This is a genomic window from Rhodococcus sp. NFXS4, assembly GCF_058139645.1.
Genome location: NZ_CP192221.1, coordinates 2,418,492 through 2,437,780, shown reverse-complemented (window position 1 = coordinate 2,437,780; position 19,289 = coordinate 2,418,492). Strand labels below are relative to the sequence as shown.

At 70.7% G+C, this 19,289-nt stretch carries 7 protein-coding genes; 1 reads left to right on the top strand and 6 read right to left on the bottom strand.

The genetic code is table 11. The annotated features are described in order from the left end of the window. Nucleotide 1 precedes the first annotated feature (1 nt). A complete protein-coding gene (locus J4E04_RS11365; RefSeq protein ID WP_490148638.1) occupies nucleotides 2-370 on the bottom strand; it encodes a hypothetical protein in 369 nt (122 codons plus the stop codon). 142 nt (nucleotides 371-512) lie between these two features. Between J4E04_RS11365 and J4E04_RS11360 the strand changes: the two genes are divergently transcribed. After that, complete coding sequence (locus J4E04_RS11360) at nucleotides 513-857, top strand: RNA polymerase-binding protein RbpA (RefSeq protein WP_027505388.1); 345 nt, start codon at nucleotides 513-515, stop codon at nucleotides 855-857. A 78-nt stretch (nucleotides 858-935) separates the two neighbouring features. Here the strand turns inward: J4E04_RS11360 and J4E04_RS11355 are convergent, their stop codons facing one another. From J4E04_RS11355 to J4E04_RS11335, 5 genes are all read right to left on the bottom strand, one after another. Beyond that, on the bottom strand, nucleotides 936-14,462 hold the full coding sequence (locus J4E04_RS11355) for a non-ribosomal peptide synthetase (protein ID WP_490148637.1): 13,527 nt from the start codon (nucleotides 14,460-14,462) through the stop codon (nucleotides 936-938). Nucleotides 14,463-14,800: 338 nt separating this feature from the next. After that, nucleotides 14,801-16,381 (bottom strand): apolipoprotein N-acyltransferase, encoded by a 1,581-nt coding sequence (gene lnt / locus J4E04_RS11350; protein WP_490148636.1) that lies wholly within the window; start codon nucleotides 16,379-16,381, stop codon nucleotides 14,801-14,803. Then, nucleotides 16,378-17,967, bottom strand: coding sequence for an amidohydrolase (locus J4E04_RS11345; protein ID WP_490148635.1), 1,590 nt, complete (start codon nucleotides 17,965-17,967; stop codon nucleotides 16,378-16,380). Before J4E04_RS11345 ends, lnt begins: the two co-directional genes overlap by 4 nt. 43 nt (nucleotides 17,968-18,010) lie before the next feature. Then, the gene (locus J4E04_RS11340; RefSeq protein ID WP_285184792.1) at nucleotides 18,011-18,547 is read right to left on the bottom strand and encodes an FxsA family protein; all 537 of its coding nucleotides are present in this window, start codon (nucleotides 18,545-18,547) and stop codon (nucleotides 18,011-18,013) included. Nucleotides 18,548-18,624: 77 nt separating this feature from the next. Next, nucleotides 18,625-19,287: a response regulator gene (locus J4E04_RS11335; protein ID WP_056444522.1), complete on the bottom strand. Its 663-nt coding sequence runs from the start codon at nucleotides 19,285-19,287 to the stop codon at nucleotides 18,625-18,627. Between the last annotated feature and the right edge of the window lie 2 nt (nucleotides 19,288-19,289).

Genomic DNA, 19,289 nt, shown 5'->3' with positions numbered 1-19,289 from the left:
ATCAGCGCAGTCGTTCCGCGTCCTTGGCCAGGGTGACCAACCGGTCGCAGAGCTCGGCGAGTTCGGCCGCGTCGGCGCCCTCCGCGACGGCCGTGGCCACGTCTTCGGCGGCGCACCGGACTCTGAACGCGCGATCGGCGGCGGCACCGGCCTCGGCCTCCGTGAGCACCACGGCGTCGTCCGCGACGACGGTGTCCTTCAGCGACGTCCGCTGTTCGTAGGCGCGCTGACGGCAGGACTGACGGCAGTACCGTCGGCGCCGGCCCGCAGCGCCCTCGACCACCGGCCGACCGCACCACAGACACGTGCTCGGGCGCCGTGCGCGGGACCGACCGATCCCACCGTCCACAGTCCCGGATTCACCCCGCATCGACCCGACGATACCGACGTGCGCGGACCCTGCCGCATCACCGGTTAGAATGGGGTGTTCGCGTGCGGGAACGTTCCGCGCACCACGCGCGTTGAATTCGACGGACGCGACATGCGTACCACGATCGAGAGAGGACTCCACCATGGCAGATCGCGTTCTACGAGGTAGTCGACTCGGAGCGGTGAGCTACGAGACCGATCGCGACCACGACCTCGCGCCCCGGCGCATGGCTCGATACCGGACGGACAACGGCGAGGAGTTCGACGTTCCCTTCGCCGACGACGCCGAGCTGCCCGGCACCTGGCTCTGCCGCAACGGTCTCGAGGGCAGTCTGATCGAGGGCACCGCGCCCGAGGCCAAGAAGGTCAAGCCCCCGCGCACCCACTGGGACATGCTGCTCGAGCGGCGTTCGGTGGAGGAGCTCGAGGAACTGCTCAAGGAGCGGATGGATCTGCTCAAGGCGAAGCGTCGCGGCGCCGGAGTCTGACCGCCTCTCCCCTGTCGTCACCGAGGGCCCCGGAGCATCTGCTCCGGGGCCCTCGGTGTGTCTCGGGTCCGTCCGAGATCAGCGCAGGTGCTGCGCGACGATCGGTCCGATGATCGCGAGTGCCTGCGGATCGGTCATCGCGGAGTGTGCGACCGGCACCGCGTGATCGTGGATGGCACCGCGGACGTGTCGACGCCAGGCCGAGGCGGTCCGCCGTACGTCGTTCCGATTCACCTCGTCCTCGGTCGCCGTGAAGAACAGCACGTCGCAGTCCACGACGCCCGGTGAGTACCCGTGCGCCAGCGAGGTCCCGTTCACGTAGCCCGCGTACAGCCGCTCGAGGGTGTCGACGGTCATCGCCGCCATCGGACCACCCTCGGACCGCAGCGCGGCCGCCGCCTCCGCGACCGTCGGTTCCACGCCTGCCGGCAACTCGTGGCCGGTGAACTCCTCGATGAGATCCCGCACCGACGGTGTCGACTCGAGGTACTCGTCGGCGAGCACGTAGCTGTCGAGCATGGTCAGCGTCGCGACGCTCTCCCCCACCCGCTGCAGCTCGACGGTCATCGCGTGGGCGATGAGGCCTCCGAGCGACCAGCCCAGCAGGTGGTATGGACCGTGCGGCTGGATCGACCGGATCTCGCGAACGTAGTACCGGGCCAGCTCCTCGACCGTGTCGAACTCCTCGGTGCGTCCCGAGACGACGGGTGACTGCAGGCCGTACACCGGCTGATTCGAGTCGAGGTGGGCGAGCAGACCGCTGTAACTCCAGGACAGTCCGAACGCCGGATGAATGCAGAACACCGGTGACGCGGAACCCTGCGGGCGCAGCGGCAGCAGCATGTCCAGTGACGCCGTGGCCGTCGCCGCGACCTCGTCCGCCGACAGATGCGCGGTGTCGTCGATGCGCGCGGCGAGAGCTGCCGGCGTGGAGTCGGTGAACAACCATTGCATCGGAACCGCCGTGCCGAGGGTCTCTTCGAGTCGAGCGACCACGCGCGTCCCCACCAGCGACGTGCCGCCGAGTTCGAAGAAGCTGTCGTCGAGTCCGACTCCGGCCACCCCCAGGATCTCCTCGTAGACAGCGCAGACGGCGCGCTCGGTCGCGGTGCCCGGATCGCGATGCTCGCCGGTGACGGCGAACTCCGGAGCGGGCAGCGCTCGCCGATCGAGTTTGCCGACGGAGGTCAGCGGCAGCTCGTCCAGCAGCATGATCGACTGCGGCACCATGTAGCCGGGCAGTCGCTCCTGCAGATGGCGACGCAACGACGCCGTGTCGACCGACGACTCCCGGTGCGGCAGGACGTAGGACACCAGCACGGTGTCCCCCGAGGGCAGGACGTGGCCCATCGTGGTCGCGAAGTCCACGCCGTCGTGCACGTCGAACGCGGCGTCGATCTCACCCAGCTCGATGCGGAACCCGCGGATCTTGACCTGATGATCGGTCCGGCCCACGTAGGACAGGGTCGGGTCGCCGTCGGCGGACTCGCGCCAGCGCACCAGGTCACCGGTGCGGTAGAGGCGCTCACCCGGCTTGCCGTGCGGATCGGCGACGAACCGCGACGACGTCAACGCCGTCCGCCCGAGGTAGCCGCGAGCGAGTTCCGGTCCGGCGAGGTACAGCTCGCCGACGACGCCGAACGGCACCGGTTGCAGCTGGCGGTCGAGGACCTGCGCCGCGACACCGCGGATCGGTCCACCGATCGTGACCGGACCCTTGGGCACCATCGGCGCACTCATCGTCGTGACGATGGTCGTCTCCGTCGGCCCGTACACGTTGTACAGCGAGCGTCCCGGAGCCCAGCGCTCGACCAGTTCCGGTGGGCACGCCTCGCCGCCGACGAGGATGTGTCGCAACGACGTCGCGCTCGCCGGGTCCGCGGTCGACAATGCCGCGGTCGTGATGAAGGCGTGCGTGATGCGTTCCGATCCCAACAGGTCGCCCAGTTCGCGGCCGCCGTAGACCCCGGGCGGTGACACGACGAGTGTCGCGCCGGATCCGTACGCGAACAGCTGGTCCATGACGGCGGCGTCGAAACTCGGTGTCGCGAAGTGCAGCACGCGCGCCGTGTCGTCGACCTCGAATCGATCGCGCAGCTCGCCGGCGAAGTTCGACAGGCCGGCGTGGGTGACGACGACGCCCTTCGGTGTCCCGGTCGACCCCGAGGTGTAGATGACGTACGCGGGGTGCACGAGAGCGATGGGTCCGAGAAGCTCTGCGGGCGTCAGGGGTTCGTCGGACGTACGAGCCAGCTCGGCCAGGGTGTCCGCGTCGTCGAGCACGAGCCACCGTGTCGACGAGACTCCGTCCACGGCCGCCAGGTGCTCCGCGGTCGTCAGTCCCCACGTGGTCGCCGAGTCCGTCAGCATGTGACGGACGCGGTCGGCCGGGTAGTGCGGGTCGACCGGGACGAAGGCGCCGCCGGCCTTCGCGACGGCCAGGACCGCGACGAGGGAGTCGAAGGATCGCGTGAAGCCCAGGGCCACCAGTGATTCCGGTCCGACACCGCGCCGGACGAGAGCTCGGGCCACCGTGGTCGAACGTCGGTCGAGCTCGCCGTAGGTGATGTGGGCGCCGAGGTACTCCGCCGCGATGCGGTCGGGAACCCGACGTGCGGTCTGCTCGAACACCTCGGACAGGGTCAGCGACGGATCGGGATCGGTCTCGCCGCCGTGCACGGGCACCAGATGGGCTCGCTCCTGCGAGGTCAACATCTCGACGCTGCCGACGCTGCGGTCGGGTTCGGTGGCCAGGACGCCCAACACGCCCACCAGACGATCGAGCATGGTGCTCACGGTGGCGGCGTCGAACAGATCGGTCGCGTAGTCGGCGGTGACGGTCAGCCCCGCCGGCTCCCGGTCGTCGGTGCGCCGGTCGGTGACCGTGAACTGGATGTCGAACTTGGCGACGGCGACGTCCACCTCGGCCGCGTCGACGGTCACCTCGCCCATGCGGGCAGTCGTCGGAACGTCGTCCTGCAACGACAACATGATCTGGAACAACGGGTGATGGCTCGTGCTGCGCTGCGGGTGCAGCACGTCCACCAGACGTTCGAACGGAACGTCGGGGTGCGCGAACGCGTCCAGATCGACCGCGCGCACGTGCTGCAACGCCTCGGTCAGCGACGCGGTCGGCGAGACCCGCGTGCGCAGGACCAGCGTGTTGACGAACATTCCGACCAGCGCGTCCAGTGCCTGGTCGCCGCGGCCGGCGACCGCGGTACCGACGGACGTGTCGAAGCGGCCGGCGAGACGGCCGAGCACGACGGCGAGGGCGGTGTGGACGGCCATGAACAGCGTCGCGTTCTCCCGCCGCGCAAGGTCGACGAGCCGCCGGTGCGTGTCGACACCCACCGTGGTGGTGACCACCCCGCCCCGGTGAGACGGCACGCTCGGCCGCGGACGGTCGGTGGGGATGTCGATACGGTCGGGAGCTCCGGTCAACGCCGCCGTCCAGTACGCCAGTTGCGACGAGACGAGGCTCGACGGGTCGTCCTCGGAGCCGAGCCGGTCACGCTGCCACAGCGTGTAGTCCGCGTACTGCACCGGCAGTGGCTCCGTCGCGGGTGCCGTGCCGGTGGACCGCGCGGTGTAGGCGGTGAGCAGGTCGGCGGCGAGCGGCGCCAGCGACCAGCCGTCCGCGGCGATGTGGTGCAGCGTGACGACGAGGACGTGCTCGTCCCCGGCCGCCACCTCGAGCAGGTCCACCCGCAGGGGCGCCTGCGTGGTCACGTCGAACCCGCGGGCCGCGCTCGTGACGATCGCGGCCGTCACCGCGGAGGGCTCGGTCACGACGGGCTCCAGCGCCACCGGCACCTCGTGCGCAGGCAGGATCACCTGGTGCGGGCCCTCGGGCGAGTCCGGGTACACGGTCCGGAGCACCTCGTGGCGGTCGACGAGGTCGCGCAGCGCGGCCTCCAGCGCGGCGATGTCGAGCGGTCCCGTCAGGCGCACCGCGAAGGGCACGTTGTACGCCCCCGACGCCCGGTCGAACCTGTTGAGGAACCACAGGCGTTGCTGCGCCGAGGACAGCGGGATCCGGTCGGGTCGAGGCCGTGCCTCGAGAGCGGGGCCGGCGGACTCGGCGAGCCCGTCGATGTGCGCGGCGAGGGCTGCGACCGTCGGGTGCTCGAAGAGTGCCCGGACCGGAACCCGAACGCCGCGAGTGGAACCCAGGCGGGACGCGACCTGTGTGGCCAACAGGGAGTTGCCACCGAGTGCGAAGAAGCTGTCGTCGCGTCCGACCTCGACGTCGAGGTCCAGCACTGTCGCCACGGTCTCGGCGACGGTCCGCTCGGTCTCGGAGGCCGGCGCGTCGTGAGTGCGGTCGACGGCCACGACGACCGGGGCGGGAAGCGCCCGCACGTCCAGCTTGCCGACGGGAGTGAGAGGGATGCGCTCGAGAACCGTCATCGATGCCGGCACCATATGGCCGGGCAGAACGGAGCGGACGCCGCCCGTGACCGCGTCGACATCGATGTCGTGTCCGGTGGCGGCGACGACGTAGGACGCCAGCGAGGCGCGACCGGAGGCATCGGTGTGCACCAGAGTGTGCGCGAAGCCGACGGACGGGTCCCTCGTCAGTGCGGCGTCGATCTCACCGAGCTCGATGCGGAATCCGCGGATCTTGACCTGGGTGTCCGAGCGTCCGACGTAGTCGAGCCGGCCGTCCGCAGTCCACCGCACGACATCGCCGGTGCGGTACATCCGCTCCCCCGCTGTGCCGTACGGATCGGCCACGAACCGGCCCGCCGTCAGTCCCGCGCGGTCGAGGTAGCCGCGAGCGACGCCGACACCCGACAGGTACAGCTCACCCGTGACGCCGACCGGCACCGGATGCAGACGCGCGTCGAGCACCACGGCGCGAACTCCGGCGATGGGCGTACCGATGGTGACCGGTTCGTCGGCACGCAGTTCCGCGATGGCGGCGACGATGGTCGCCTCCGTCGGGCCGTACCCGTTGTACAGCGAACGTCCGACCGACCAGCGCCGCACCAGGTCCGCGGAGCACGTGTCGCCGCCCACCACCACGGTGGTGAGACTCGGCAGTGATCCGGCGGCGACGTCGACGGTCGCGAGCGCGGCCGGGGTGACGAAGGCGTGCGAGACCGACTCGCGGTCGATCAGTTCGGCCAGTTCCGCGCCGCCGTAGACGTCGCTCGGGGCGACGACGACGGTGGAGCCGACGCCCATCGCCATCAGGATCTCGAGCACCGACGCGTCGAAGCTCGGCGAGGCGAAGTGCAGGGTCCGCGATGTTCCGGTGATGCCGAACGTCGTGCGCTGCACCTCCGCGAACGAGGAGAGTCCCGAGTGCGTCACGGCGACGCCCTTGGGCAGTCCCGTCGATCCGGAGGTGTAGATGACGTAGGCCGGATGGTCGACACGCAGCGTGGACGTCCGGTCACGGTCGGTGACGGGTTCCGTCGACCGGGTCGCGATGTCGGCGACGGTGGCCGGGTCGTCGAGCACGATCCAGTCGACGTCCCGTCCTGCCGCCGGGCGGTCGGCCACGGTGCAGACACCGAGATCGGCCCCGCTGTCGGTGAGCATGTGGTCGATGCGGTCCGCCGGGTAGCGCGGATCGACGGGGACCCAGGCCGCGCCTGTCATCGCCACGGCGAGCATCGCCGCGACGGACTCCGCCGACCGGGTGAGCGCCAGGGCGACGACGCGCTCGGGTCCGGCTCCGCGTTCGAGCAGGACCCGGGCGAGACGGGTGGCGTCGGCATCGAGCTCGGCGTACGTGCGCGACCGCCGAGCCGTGACGTCGACGCCGTGGGACGGATCATGCACCAGCGCAGTGGTGTTCGCGTTCTCCCGCGCGACGGCGGCCCACAGGTCGGGCAGCAGTACCGGTGCGCCGGGACGCTCGCCGGCCCGTGTCGTCAGCTCGCGGGACTCCTGATGGGACAGGAGTTCGATGTCGCCCACGGTCACCGACGGGTCTCGGGCCACCGTGGTGAGCACGGCGCTGACACGGTCCGCGAAGGCGGCGATGGTGCTCTCGTCGTAGAGATCGCGCGTGTAGGTGACGCGGAACCGCCACGACCGCTCACCGTCGGCGTCGGTGCTCTCCGTGACGGCGAGCTCGACGTCGAACTTGCTGCGCTGCAGGTCGATCTCCGACGCGGTGACGGTGAGACCGCCGAGTTCGCCGCTGGTGACACCGTCGGACTGGAAGGCCAGCACGACCTGCACGAGCGGGTGCCGACCGGCCGTCCGCGACGGCGACAGAGCGTCGACCAGACGCTCGAACGGCAGGTCCGCGTGGGCGAACGCGTCGAGATCGGTGCTGCGGACCCGGCCGAGAAGGTCGGCGAAGGTGTCGGAGGGCGCCACGTCGGATCGCAGGACCAGGGTGCCGACGAACATGCCGACCAGCTCGTCCAGTGCGCGATCGCGTCGGCCGGCGATCGGGGTGCCGATCACCACGTCCCGGGTGTCGGCGAGCCGAGCGAGCGTGACCGCGAGTGCGGCGTGCATCGCCATGAACGTGGTGCCGCCCCGGCGCTCGGCGACGGCCGACAGGGCGGTCATCACAGCCGGATCGACGGCGAACTCGTGGACGCCGGCCCGGTGGGACGGCGCCGCCGGGCGGACGCGATCGCCGGGCAGGGTGCACTCGTCCGGAAGATCGGCGAGAGTGTCGGTCCAGAAGGAGAGTTCGCGGTGTGCCCGGCTCTCCGGGTCGGCCTCTTCTCCGAGCACGGCTCGCTGCCACAGGGTGAAGTCGCTGTACTGCACAGGAAGTGGGGTCCACTGCGGGGCAGCTCCGCGGGTGCGGGCAGCGTAGGCGACCATGACGTCGCGGGTCAGCGGTCCGAGGGACCACCCGTCCGCGGCGATGTGGTGTACGACGAGACCGAGCACGTGCTCCGTCTCGGAGATCGACAGAAGTGTGGTGCGCAGCGGGGTCTCGACCGTGAGATCGAACCCGCGACGGGCGAACCGGGTCAGCGCGTCCGCGACGTCGCCGCGGTCCACGACGGTCGTCGTGAGCGGTGCGGGTGCTGCCGGTGCGACGACCTGGTGCGGTCCGTGATCGCTCTCGGGGAACACGGTCCGCAGGCTCTCGTGCCGTTCCACCACGTCGGCCAACGCCAGTGCCATCGCGGGGGCGTCGAGGACGCCGTCCAGGTGCACCGAGAACGAGATGTTGTAGGCGTCGGAGGTGGGGTCGAAGCGGTTGAGGAACCACAGCCGTTGCTGCGGCGACGACAGCGGGATCCGGTCAGGACGGCTCGCCGCCGGAATCGCGACGAGCGGGATCCGCGACGCCGCACCGCTGTCGGCGTCGAGGTGAGCCGCGAGCGCCGCGACGGTCGGGGCCTCGAAGAGAGTGCGCACCTCCACCTCACGGCTCAGCGCGGCGCCGATCGCACTCGTGACACGGGTCGCCATCAACGAGTTGCCACCGGCGTCGAAGAAGCTGTCGTCCAGACCGACCCGGGGCACCGTCAGGACGTCCGCGAACACGCGGGCGACGGTCCACTCGGTCTCGGTGCGGGGCTCGCGATACGCCGCCTCCGTCGTCTCCGGTGTGGGCATCGGCAGCGCGCGGCGATCGAGCTTGCCCGACGGGGTGAGGGGCACCTCGTCGAGCACGACCACCGCGGACGGCACCATGTACCCGGGCAGGGTGCGGCGGGCGTGCTCGAGCACCGGCTCGGTTCCGGCGGCGCCCGGCGCGAGCGTGAGGTGCGAGACCAGGCGGGCGTCGGCCCGGCCCGCGTTCTGCACGCTCGTGACGGAGAACGTGACCGACGGATGACGCTGGAGCACCGCGTCGATCTCGGCGAGTTCGATGCGGTGACCCCGCACCTTGACCTGGTCGTCGGCTCGGCCGCGGAACACCAGTTCGGTTCCCGCGGTGGTGGTCACGGCGGCGACGACGTCGCCGGTGCGGTACATACGGTCACCCGGCGTGCCGAACGGATCGGCGACGAAGCGGGTGGAGGTCAGCGGCAGGCGCCCGAGGTACCCGCGGGCCAGCGCCGGCCCGGACAGGTAGAGCTCGCCGGGAACTCCGGGGACCACCGGGCGCAGACGACGATCGAGCACCCGCACGTCGACACCGCGGCGCGGGGCGCCGATGGTGACGGGCGAACCGGGTGCCATCGGCGGTGTCAGGGTCGCGACGACAGTGGCCTCGGACGGCCCGTACAGGTTGAGCATGCGGCGGCCGGGCGCCCACCGTTCGACGAGGGCGGGACTGCAGACGTCGCCGCCGACCCCGACGAAGGTCAGAGCGTCGAGGTCCGCAGGGTCCACCGTCTCGAGAGCAGCAGGGGTGACGAAGGCGTGGGTCACCCGCTGATCACGCAGCAGTGCGGTGAGGCGGTCGCCGCCGTAGACGTCGGTACCGGCGACCACGACGGTCGCGCCCGCGGCGAATCCCATGAGCAGTTCCAGGATCGAGGCGTCGAAACTCGGCGAGGCGAAATGCAGTGTGCGCGATCGCGGTCCGACTCGGTAGGTCGCCACCTGCTCGCGGGCGAAGTCGGCGAGGCCGCGGTGCGGCACCACGACCGCCTTGGGGGTGCCCGTGGATCCGGACGTGAAGATGAGGTAGGCCGGGTTCTCCGGGCGCACCCGTACGGGCAGTGCCGCCGAGGACTCGTCGGATCGGTGATCGACGGTGACCCACCGGACCGCAACGGGCAGTGCGGCTCCCGCGGCAGCGATGCCGAGGGACGCGGCGACGTCGGTGACCATGCGCTCGATGCGGTCCGCCGGGTAGCGCGGATCCACCGGGAGGAAGGCGGCGCCGGTCTTCGTCACGGCCCAGGTCGCGACGATCGAGTCGATCGAGCGCTCGAGACACACGGGCACGATCGATTCCGGGCCGACTCCCTCGGCGATCAACGCGTGCGCCAGCAGGTCCGACGCGTCGTCGAGTTCGCCGTACGTGACGGAGCCGTCCGCCGTGACGACGGCGGTGGCGGACGGATCGCGCCGCGCGGCCGAGACGAGGATGTCGGCGAGCGACGAGGTGGGCCCGGCTGCCGCGCCCACGAGGACGGCAGGAGCGTCGGTGGACGTGGACAGGTCGATGTCGCCGATCGCTCGGGTGGGATCCACCGCGACCGATCGCATGACGGACACCAGTCGCTGCGCCATCGTCGCGGCTGTCGCGTCGTCGAACAGATCGCGGGCGTAGCCCAGGCGCGCATCGACCCCGTCGGGCCGACCGTCGACCGTGGTGCGCTCCGAGAGCTGCAGTGTGAGGTCGAACTTGGCTGTGCGGGAGTCGATTTCGGCGACCTCGACATCCAGTCCGGCCATCTCGACGCGGACCGGCGCGAGGTTCTCGAAGGAGAGAACGACCTGGAACAGCGGGTGGCGCGACGTCGAGCGTTCCGGTGCCACCGCGTCGACGACACGCTCGAACGGGACGTCCGCGCGGGCGAACGCCTCGAGGTCGTGATCGCGTACCTCGCGGAGGAGGTCGGTGAACGGGACGTGCGGCGCGGGCGTCGACCGCAGCACCAGTGTGTTGACGAACATGCCGACGAGTCCGTCGAGCGCGCGGTGGCCGCGACCGGCGATGGGCGACCCGATCGCGACGTCGTCCGAGTCCGCGAGCCGTCCCAGCAGCGCGGACAGTGCCGCGTGCAACACCATGAACAGGCTGGCCGAGGTGTCCGATGCGAGCACGAGGAGCTGCTGGTGCAGATCGGCGTCGATGTGGAAGTCGTGGGCGCCGCCGCGGTGCGACGGTGCAGCGGGACGGGGGCGATCCGTCGGCAGCTCGAGCGTGTCGGGCAGGCCGTCCAACCGCGCGGTCCAGTAGTCGATCTGACTGCGCAGGATCGAGGTCGGATCGTTCTCGTCTCCGAGTGCGGCGTGCTGCCAGAGCGTGAAGTCCGCGTACTGCACGTCGAGCGGTGCCCACAGCGGCGCACTCCCCTGCGTCCGCGCAGCGTAGGCGGTCATGACACCGGTCGCGAGGGGGCCGAAGGAGAACCCGTCCGACGCGATGTGGTGCAGCACCACGGCCAGCGTGTGCGACGTCGGCGAGGTGCGGAACAGGCGGACACGGACCGGGTGCTCCCGCGTGACGTCGAATCCGTGAGACGCGAACTCCCGCACGGTGTCGGCCAGCGCCGAGTCGTCGGTGTCGATCGGCGCGAGGTCGTGGTGCGCGGGGTCCTGCACCACCTGGTGCGGACCGTCGGCGGAGTCGGGATACACGGTGCGCAGCGTCTCGTGGCGCTCCAGGACGTCGGCGAGCGCGACACTCAGAGCGTCCGCGTCGAGGTCGCCGTGCAACGTGATGGCGAACGGCATGTTGTACGCCGGGGACGCCGAGTCGAACCGGTTCAGGAACCACAGTCGCTGTTGGGCGAGCGAGAGGGGAATGCGATCCGGGCGAGGTCCTGCGACCAGCGGCGGCCCGGTGGTGACCACGGGCGCATGGGCGACGCGATCCGCCAGACGTGCCACGGTCGGCGCCTCGAAGAGGTCCTTGATGCCCACGTCGGCACCGAGCTCGGCGCTGATGCGGGAGACCACGCGCGTGGCCAGCAGCGAGTTGCCGCCGATCTCGAAGAAGCTGTCGTGGACACCGGGAGCGGGGACGTCCAGCACGTCGGCGATGGTCTCGGCGATGCGTCGCTCGACCTCTGTGCGCGGCGGGACCGAGGGCACGTCGGCCCGGCGGCGCACCGGTTCCGGCAGTGCCTTGCGGTCGACCTTGCCGTTGGCGCTCAACGGAAGTGCGTCGAGAACGATCACCAGCGACGGCACCATGTAGGACGGGAGGCGGTCGGCGACGGTCGCGGCGACAGCGCGGACCTCGACGCTCGCCGCGTCGGTGCCGGGCTCGGGTGCGACGTACGCGACGAGCGTGGTCTCGCCGCGCTCGTCGACGTGGGCCACGGCCACCGCGTGGTGCACGGCGGGATGCGCGACCAGAGCCGCCTCGACGTCGCCGAGCTCGATCCGCAGTCCGCGGATCTTGACCTGGAAGTCGGTGCGGCCCAGGTACTCGACGGCGCCGTCGGCCCGCCAACGCGCCAGGTCGCCGGTGCGGTACATGCGGGTGCCGTGCGCCGACAGCGGGTCGGCGACGAACCGGTCGGCGCTCAGATCGGGCCGACCGACGTAGCCACGGGCGAGCTGGTCGCCCGCGAGGTAGAGCTCGCCCGCCGTTCCCACCGGAACCGGCTCGAGCCGGGCGTCGAGGATCTGCAACGCGGTGTTCCACACCGGCCGTCCGATCGGCACCGTGACGGCGTCGGCGTCGGTCACTTTCCAGTAGGTGACGTCGACGGCGGCCTCGGTCGGCCCGTAGAGGTTGTGCAGCGCGGACCCGGTGAGCGAGCGGAATGCCGATGCCGTCTCCGCGGGCAGTGCCTCACCGCTGCAGAACACCTGACGCAGGTCACCGAGCCGGGCGTCGGACGCGCGCAGTTCAGCGACGAAGGCGCTGAGCATCGAGGGCACGAAATGTGCCGTGGTGACGCCTGATCCGGCGATGATCGAGGCGAGGTAGCGCGGGTCGCGATGCCCGTCGGGCTCCGCGATCACCAGGCGGGCGCCGACCTGGAGCGGCCAGAAGAACTCCCACACCGAGACGTCGAACGTCGCCGGAGTCTTCTGCAACACGGCGTCGTCGGCGCCGAGGTAGTACTCGTTCTGCATCCACAGCAATCGGTTGACGATCGCCTGGTGCGACACCCCGACACCCTTGGGGCGGCCCGTGGAACCCGACGTGAAGATCACGTACGCCAGCGAATCGGGTCGCAGAGTCGCCGTGCGTTCACTGTCGCCGACCGGTGTGTCGGCGAGTCCGGCGAGATCGAGCGTGTCGACGTCGACGCGCGCAGCGGTGTCGGGCAGGACGACACCCTGCGTGGACACCGTCAGCACGCACGCGGGCCGGGCGGTGTCGAGGACGTGGCCGAGACGCTCGGCGGGATGATCGGGGTCGAGCGGTACGTAGGCGCCGCCGGCCTTCTCGATCGCGTACATCGCGACGACGAGGTCGAGCGAGCGCTGCATGGCCAGGCCCACGAGCACGTCGGGTCCGACGCCGCGGGCGATCAACGCCCGCGCCAGGCGGGACGAGCGACGATCGAGTTCCGCGTACGTCAGTGCGGTGCCGGCGAACTCCAGGGCCGTCGCGTCCGGGGTGCGCCGCACCTGTGCGTCGAACAGCGCGGGCAGCGTGGTCCGCGGAACGCTCACGGCTGTGTCGTTGAACTCGGTGACCACACGGTCGTACTCGTCGGGCAGCACGACGTCGAGACCGGAGACGCGAGTTCGTGCCCCGCGTCCCAGGAAGTTCTCGAAGAAGGCGAGGAACCGCCGATGATGGGCGGCGAGGGTGTCCTCGTCGTACAGCGACGGGTTGCCCTCGAAGTCGATGTTCAGCGAGTTGCCGCCGCTGTTGTAGACGTTGAAGGTGAAGTCCTCGATGGGACCGCTGGAGAGCAGGTGCAGCCGGCCCACCAGATCGCCCAGACCGACGGTCCAGTCGAACAGCATGATGTTCACCATGGGTCCGAAGAACCCGCGGTGCATGGTCGAGCTGCCGTGGTCGCGGCGGATGTCCTCGTGGCGATACTTCTGGTGGCGCAGCGCACCGGTGATCTCGAGGGTCACCGACGACACCAGGTCGCCGATGTTCATGTCGGGCGAGATGTGCACGCGGATCGGTACGACGTTGGACACCATGCCGCCCGAGCGGCGCAGCGCCGCGGTGGTGCGGACGGACACCGGCAGACTCATGACGACGTCGGCGCGCCCGGTGACCCGGTGCAGGTAGGCGGCGAAGGACGCGGCCACGACGGCAGCGGCACTGGCGTCGAATCGCTCCTCCGCGGAGGTGAGCATGTCGCCGACGGTCTCGTCGGTGACACCGTTGAGTCGCAGGCGACTCGGCGCGGCCGGGGCGGTGCGATCGGCGAGGGAGAAGGTGTCCGGCAGACCCTGGAGCGTGTCCTGCCAGAAGGCGCGGTCGGTCTCGAACCTGGTGGAGGTGCGGTACGCGCGTTCTGCCGCGTAGAGCGTGGCCAGGTCGCCGGCTTTACTGTCCGGGGTGGGAACACCGGCCTGCTCGTTGGTGTACAGCTCGGCGACGCGCTTCATGGCGGTGACGGCGCCGTATCCGTCACCGGCGATGTGGTGCATGCGGGTGTACCAGAAGTAGCGGTGGTCCTCGACGCGGAAGACGACGTTGACGGTCAGCGGATCGCGGTCCAGATCGACCGGGGAGCGCATCTCCTTCTGCATCCAGGCCAGGGCCGCGGCGATCGGGTCCGCCTCGGACCGGACGTCGAGCCGAGTGGTGCGCACGGTGGCTGCCGGGTCGACGACCTGATACGGCTGACCGTCGATCTCCACGAGCCTGATCTCGCCGGACTGGAGTTCCGCGGCCGCGCGGGCACCCACGCGCTCGAGCAGGTCGATGTCGAGGTCACCCTGCACGTCGACGTACTGCGCGACGGTGAGGGGAACCTCGGGAGCGAGCTTCTGGGCGAACCACAGGCTGGCCTGCGCCGGGGAGAGCGGGAAGGGATCGGACGCTGTCCGGTTCACGGTAGGTGTCGTGTCGGCCGGTTCGGTGGTTCTCGGTGCGCTGTCCGACGTCGTCATCGTTCGCTCCTCCTCGTCGGTCCCGTGGCCGAGGAGCGGTCCTGCTCCCCGGGCTGTGCGAGACGACGCACACTTCCACCGAACGGACGCAGAAAGCATCGACGCCGCGGCCGATTCGGCCGCACGTCTGCGTGCTGTGTGTGACTTCCGGTGTCCCCGACCGTGGTCGCACTCTGTACTGAGCTGTATGTGGCATTCGCTCATCCACCCGCCGTGGATGGGTGAGACTTACCAACTTCTCGGTTTGCGGACCCGAAACGTTACGTCCATCGCGGTGACAGATCACGAAAAGTGCGGAAAGACCGCCCCGACCAGCGGACGCGGAGCCGTGTGCCCGGTCAGCGGGCCCGACGCCGTCGAACGTTCGGTATCGTGGCGCCGATCACACTCAGGACGCCGAGGGCCACGAACACGTACTCGACGGTGGATCCCAGCCGTGTCGCGAGTGTGGTGTCGGTGCGCAGACCCACCGTGGCGACCAGATGGTCGGCGTCGAAGAGAGCGGTTCGCGAGGTCACGGAACCGTCGGGCGCGATGACGGCGCTGACCCCGCTGGTGGCAGCGACAACGACGGTCCTCGAGTGCTCCACCGCCCGGACTCGCGACATGGCCAGCTGCTGGTAGGTCATCTCCGTGTCGCCGAAGGTCGCGTTGTTGGTGGGCACCGCGAGAATCTGGGCGCCGGCGCGCACCGCCTCGGTGGGTGCGCGGTCGAAGGCCACCTCGTAGCAGGTCGCGACTCCCACGGCGAGGGCCCGCTGCTCGCGATCCGTGCCGGCGGGCACGTGCACGACGCCGTCACCGTCGCCGGGCACGAAGTTGCCCGCCGAGTCGGCGTACGAGGAGAACAACCGGAAGAAGCTGCGGTACGGCAGGTACTCCCCGAACGGTTGGACGATCTTCTTGTCGTGGCGCTCCCCCGGTCCGGCGGCTCCGTCCCAGGCGATGACCGAGTTGGTGGAGGTGCCGTCGGCATTCGACAGCACCGCGCCCACGAGAATCGGTGCGTCGATCCGCACGGAGGCGGCGGTGATCTCGGCCGCTGCGGTCGCGTCGCGGGTGGGATCGACGTCCGACGCGTTCTCCGGCCAGATGACGACGTCGGGCTTCGGGGTCCGCCCCGCCTCGACCTCCTCCGCCAGCCGGAGAGTCTCGTTCACGTGGTTGTCGAGCACCTGGCGGCGTTGCGCGTTGAAGTCGAGGCCGAGCCGGGGAACGCTGCCCTGGATGGCCGCGATGGTGATCGTGTCGTCGCCGTCCTGCGGACCCGCGAGCGTGGGGCGTACGGAGAGGGCGACGACCGGCGCCACGGCGGCGAGCGCGACCAGCCCGGCGACCGAAGTGACGGCGAAGCCGGTTCGCACCGTCCTGCACAGCAGCGTCAGGCACACACCGATCAGTGCCACCGCGGCGCTGAGCAGCGGGGCGCCGCCGAGTGCGGCCAGCGGAAGCAGGGGTGACTCGGACTGACCGAAGGCCAGACGGCCCCAGGGAAATCCGCCGAACGGGACCGTGCTGCGCAACCACTCCGTCAGTGACCACACCATGGTGATCCACACCGCGGCGAACGGCAGGCGGGACACCACCACGGCGAGCAGTCCGAACAGACCGAGGAACAGTGACTCCGCGACGGCGAGCGCGATCCACGGCAGCGGTCCGACGTACACGCCGATCCACGGGAGCAGCGGCAGGAAGAAGCCGAGGCCGAAAGCGAACCCGTACAGGAAGCCGCCCTTCAGCGACAGGGCGCGCGCCGGATCGTCGACCCGCCGCTCGGTCAGGACGAACGTGACGAGCGCCAGGGCGACGGGCGCGAGAAACCACAGTGATCGCGGTGGGAACGACGCGAACAGGAGCGCGCCGGCGCCGGCCGAGAGAGCGAGCCGCGCGGGTGGGATCAGTCGAGCGGGAACGCTCACGCGCGGTACACCGTGGTGCCGCGGTGCACGGTCTCCAGGCACACCGGGTCCGGCGCCTCGGGATCGAGGCGAGGCAGGGCCGGAACTCGTGACCGCGGGTCGGTGGACCAGCGCTGCACCGAGTCCCGTGGTGCGATCACGACCAGTTCCGCGGCGTCCCACACCGCATAGCTGGCCGGCGCGCCCGGCACCAGCGTGCCGGCCAGGCCGTCGCGCACTCCCCCGGCGCGCCAGGCGCCGCGCGTGGCCGCGGAGAACGCGGCGCGGGGCGAGACGGCACTGCCCGGTGTGCGGTGGTTGACCGCTCCGCGGACACCGCGCCACGGCTCGAGCGGCGTGACGGGTGCGTCCGACCCGATGGCCAGCGACACCCCGGCGGACGCCATCATCGCCAGCGGGTTGAGTGCGCGAGCGCGCTCCGCGCCGAGTCGAGTGGCGTACAGGCCCTCCTCACCGCCCCAGTAGGTGTCGAACACCGGTTGCACGCTCGCGATGACACCCCACGCCGCGAGGGCGTCGGCCTGCTCGGACGACACCATCTCGATGTGTTCGAGGCGATGGCCGCGAGACGCCACGGCGGGGCCGCCGAGCTCGGCCACGACCCGCCCGAACGCCTCGACCACGGCAGTGGTGGCGGCGTCGCCGATGACGTGGAAGCCGGCCTGGATCCCGGCGCGGGTGCAGGCGGAGACGTGCGCCGCGATCGCGTCGACGTCGAGATACGAACGGCCGCAACCGGAGTGGTCGGCGTAGTGGTCGTGCAGCCAGGCGGTGTGCGAGCCGATCGAACCGTCGACGAAGAGGTCGCCGCCCAGGGCGTGCGCGCCGGTCGCGGCCAGGAGTGCCGTCGCCTCGTCCGGGGTCGAGACGGCCTCGCCCCAGTAGGCGCGCACCTCGACGCCGTGCTCGAGGGCGAGGAGTTCGGCCAGGTCGACGCGGCCGGAGATGTCGGGGCCGGCGCACTCGTGCACGGCGGCGACCCCGTGCGCGGCAGCATGATCGAGCGCGGCGACGCGGGCGCGGTGCCGGCCCGCGGGGCTCAGCAGGTCCAGCGCCCGGGTGCGCACGGCATGGTGCGCCTCCGCGATGAGCGGCCGTTGCGGATCTGCGGTGGCGACCACGTCCCCGGCGGCGCGACGCAGCACCGTCGAGCACGCCGCGGAGTGCGCGTCGATGCGCGAGAGGTACACGGCCCGTCCGGGTGCTGCGGCGTCGAGCTCCGCGGTGGTGGGGCCGCGCCCCTCCGGCCACGTCGACTCGTCCCAGTTCTGCCCCCAGATCAAGGTGCCCCCGTCCTCGGCCGCGTACGCCGCGAGAGCACGCAGGCACTCGTCGAGAGACCGAGCGCCGCTCAGATCGAGTCCGATGAGCGCCAGACCGGTGGCGGTGGTGTGGACGTGGGTGTCCACGAACGCGGGAGTCACGAACTCCCCGTTCAGTTCCACCACCTCGGCGTCGGGATGCAGCGCCCGCGCGGGGCGATCCTCACCGATCCAGACGACGGTGCCGTCGGTGACGGCCATGGCTGTCGCGTCGGGCGCGGACGGGCTGTAGATCCGTCCGCCGACCAGCAGATGCGTACTCACGCTCGCCAGTGTGCCCGGTGTCGGGCGGCCGGGGTGTCGGGGGTCAGCGCTCGTCGCGGCCGGTGGTGCCGTCGATCACACCGCGCGTGTCGCGAGGGGCCGAATTCCCGCGGTCCGGCATCACATCGCCGTCGATGACCACGTGACCGGCCCCGAAACCCTGCGGCCCGAATCCCTGCGGCCCGAAACCGCCGGGCGGGAACGTACGGCCCGAGGCCACGGCCGTCTCGACGCGCCGGGCGGCGGACCGCGCGATGACCGGACGAAGCAGCGCGCGGGTCAGCGGGATCATCAGCAGCAGGCCGAGGACGCTCGAGACGAGACCGGGAATCGTCAGCAGGACCGAGCCGAGGGCCACGAGCGCACCGTCCGCGACCGCGCCGCCGGGTGAGCGGCGTCCGGCGTTGGCCGAGCGCAGTTCCGAGAGCACGCGCCGACCCTGGGAGCGGATCGCGACCATGCCCAGAGCGGACAGTGCGATCACCACGAACACCGTCCACAGGATGCCGATCGCCGAGCCGAGCCACACGAGGGCGCTGATCTCGACGACGAGGTAGAGGAAGAAGTAGAGCAGTGGCATCGCGGGAGTCCTTTCGGCGACTGGTCGAACCCGTCTGCCGTGTCAACGCGCGACCGCCTCGTTTTTCTCCCGGCCGGTCAGGCGCCCGGAGTGACCAGTCCGAGCTCGTAGGCGAGCACGACGGCCTGGACGCGATCGCGCAGCCCGAGCTTGGTGAGCATGCGGCCGACGTGGGTCTTGACGGTCGCCTCGGACAGGAACAGCTCACCCGCGATCTCGGCGTTCGACTTACCGGCGGCGATGAGCAGCAGCACCTCGCGCTCACGGTCGGTGAGCGATTCGACGGCTGCCGATCGTCCGGGAACATCGCGCGGTTGCCCGGCGACGATGCGGGAGAGCAGACGTCGGGTCACCCGCGGCGAGACGACGGCGTCCCCTGCCGCCACGCTGCGGATCGCGGACACGAGGTCCTCCGGAGGCGTGTCCTTGAGGAGGAATCCGCTGGCACCGGCACGCAGTGCGCCCAGGGCGTGTTCGTCCAGGTCGAAGGTCGTCATGACGATGACCCGCACCTCGGGTTGCGCCGCGATGATGCGTTCGGTGGCCGAGACACCGTCGATACCGGGCATGCGGACGTCCATCAGCACGACGTCCGGTTCGAGGCGCGCGGCCGCGGCGATCGCGGTGGCACCGTCGGGCACGTCGCCCACCACGTCGATGTCGGGCTGCGCGCCGAGAACCATCGACAGACCCATGCGCATCAGTTCCTGATCGTCGACCAGGAGCACCGAGATGGACACGG

Coding starts and splice junctions, on each gene's coding strand:
- J4E04_RS11365 (WP_490148638.1), bottom strand. CDS start 370: ATGCGGGGTGAATCCGGGACTGTGGACGGTGGGATCGGTCGGTCCCGC.
- J4E04_RS11360 (WP_027505388.1), top strand. CDS start 513: ATGGCAGATCGCGTTCTACGAGGTAGTCGACTCGGAGCGGTGAGCTAC.
- J4E04_RS11355 (WP_490148637.1), bottom strand. CDS start 14,462: ATGACGACGTCGGACAGCGCACCGAGAACCACCGAACCGGCCGACACG.
- J4E04_RS11340 (WP_285184792.1), bottom strand. CDS start 18,547: ATGCCACTGCTCTACTTCTTCCTCTACCTCGTCGTCGAGATCAGCGCC.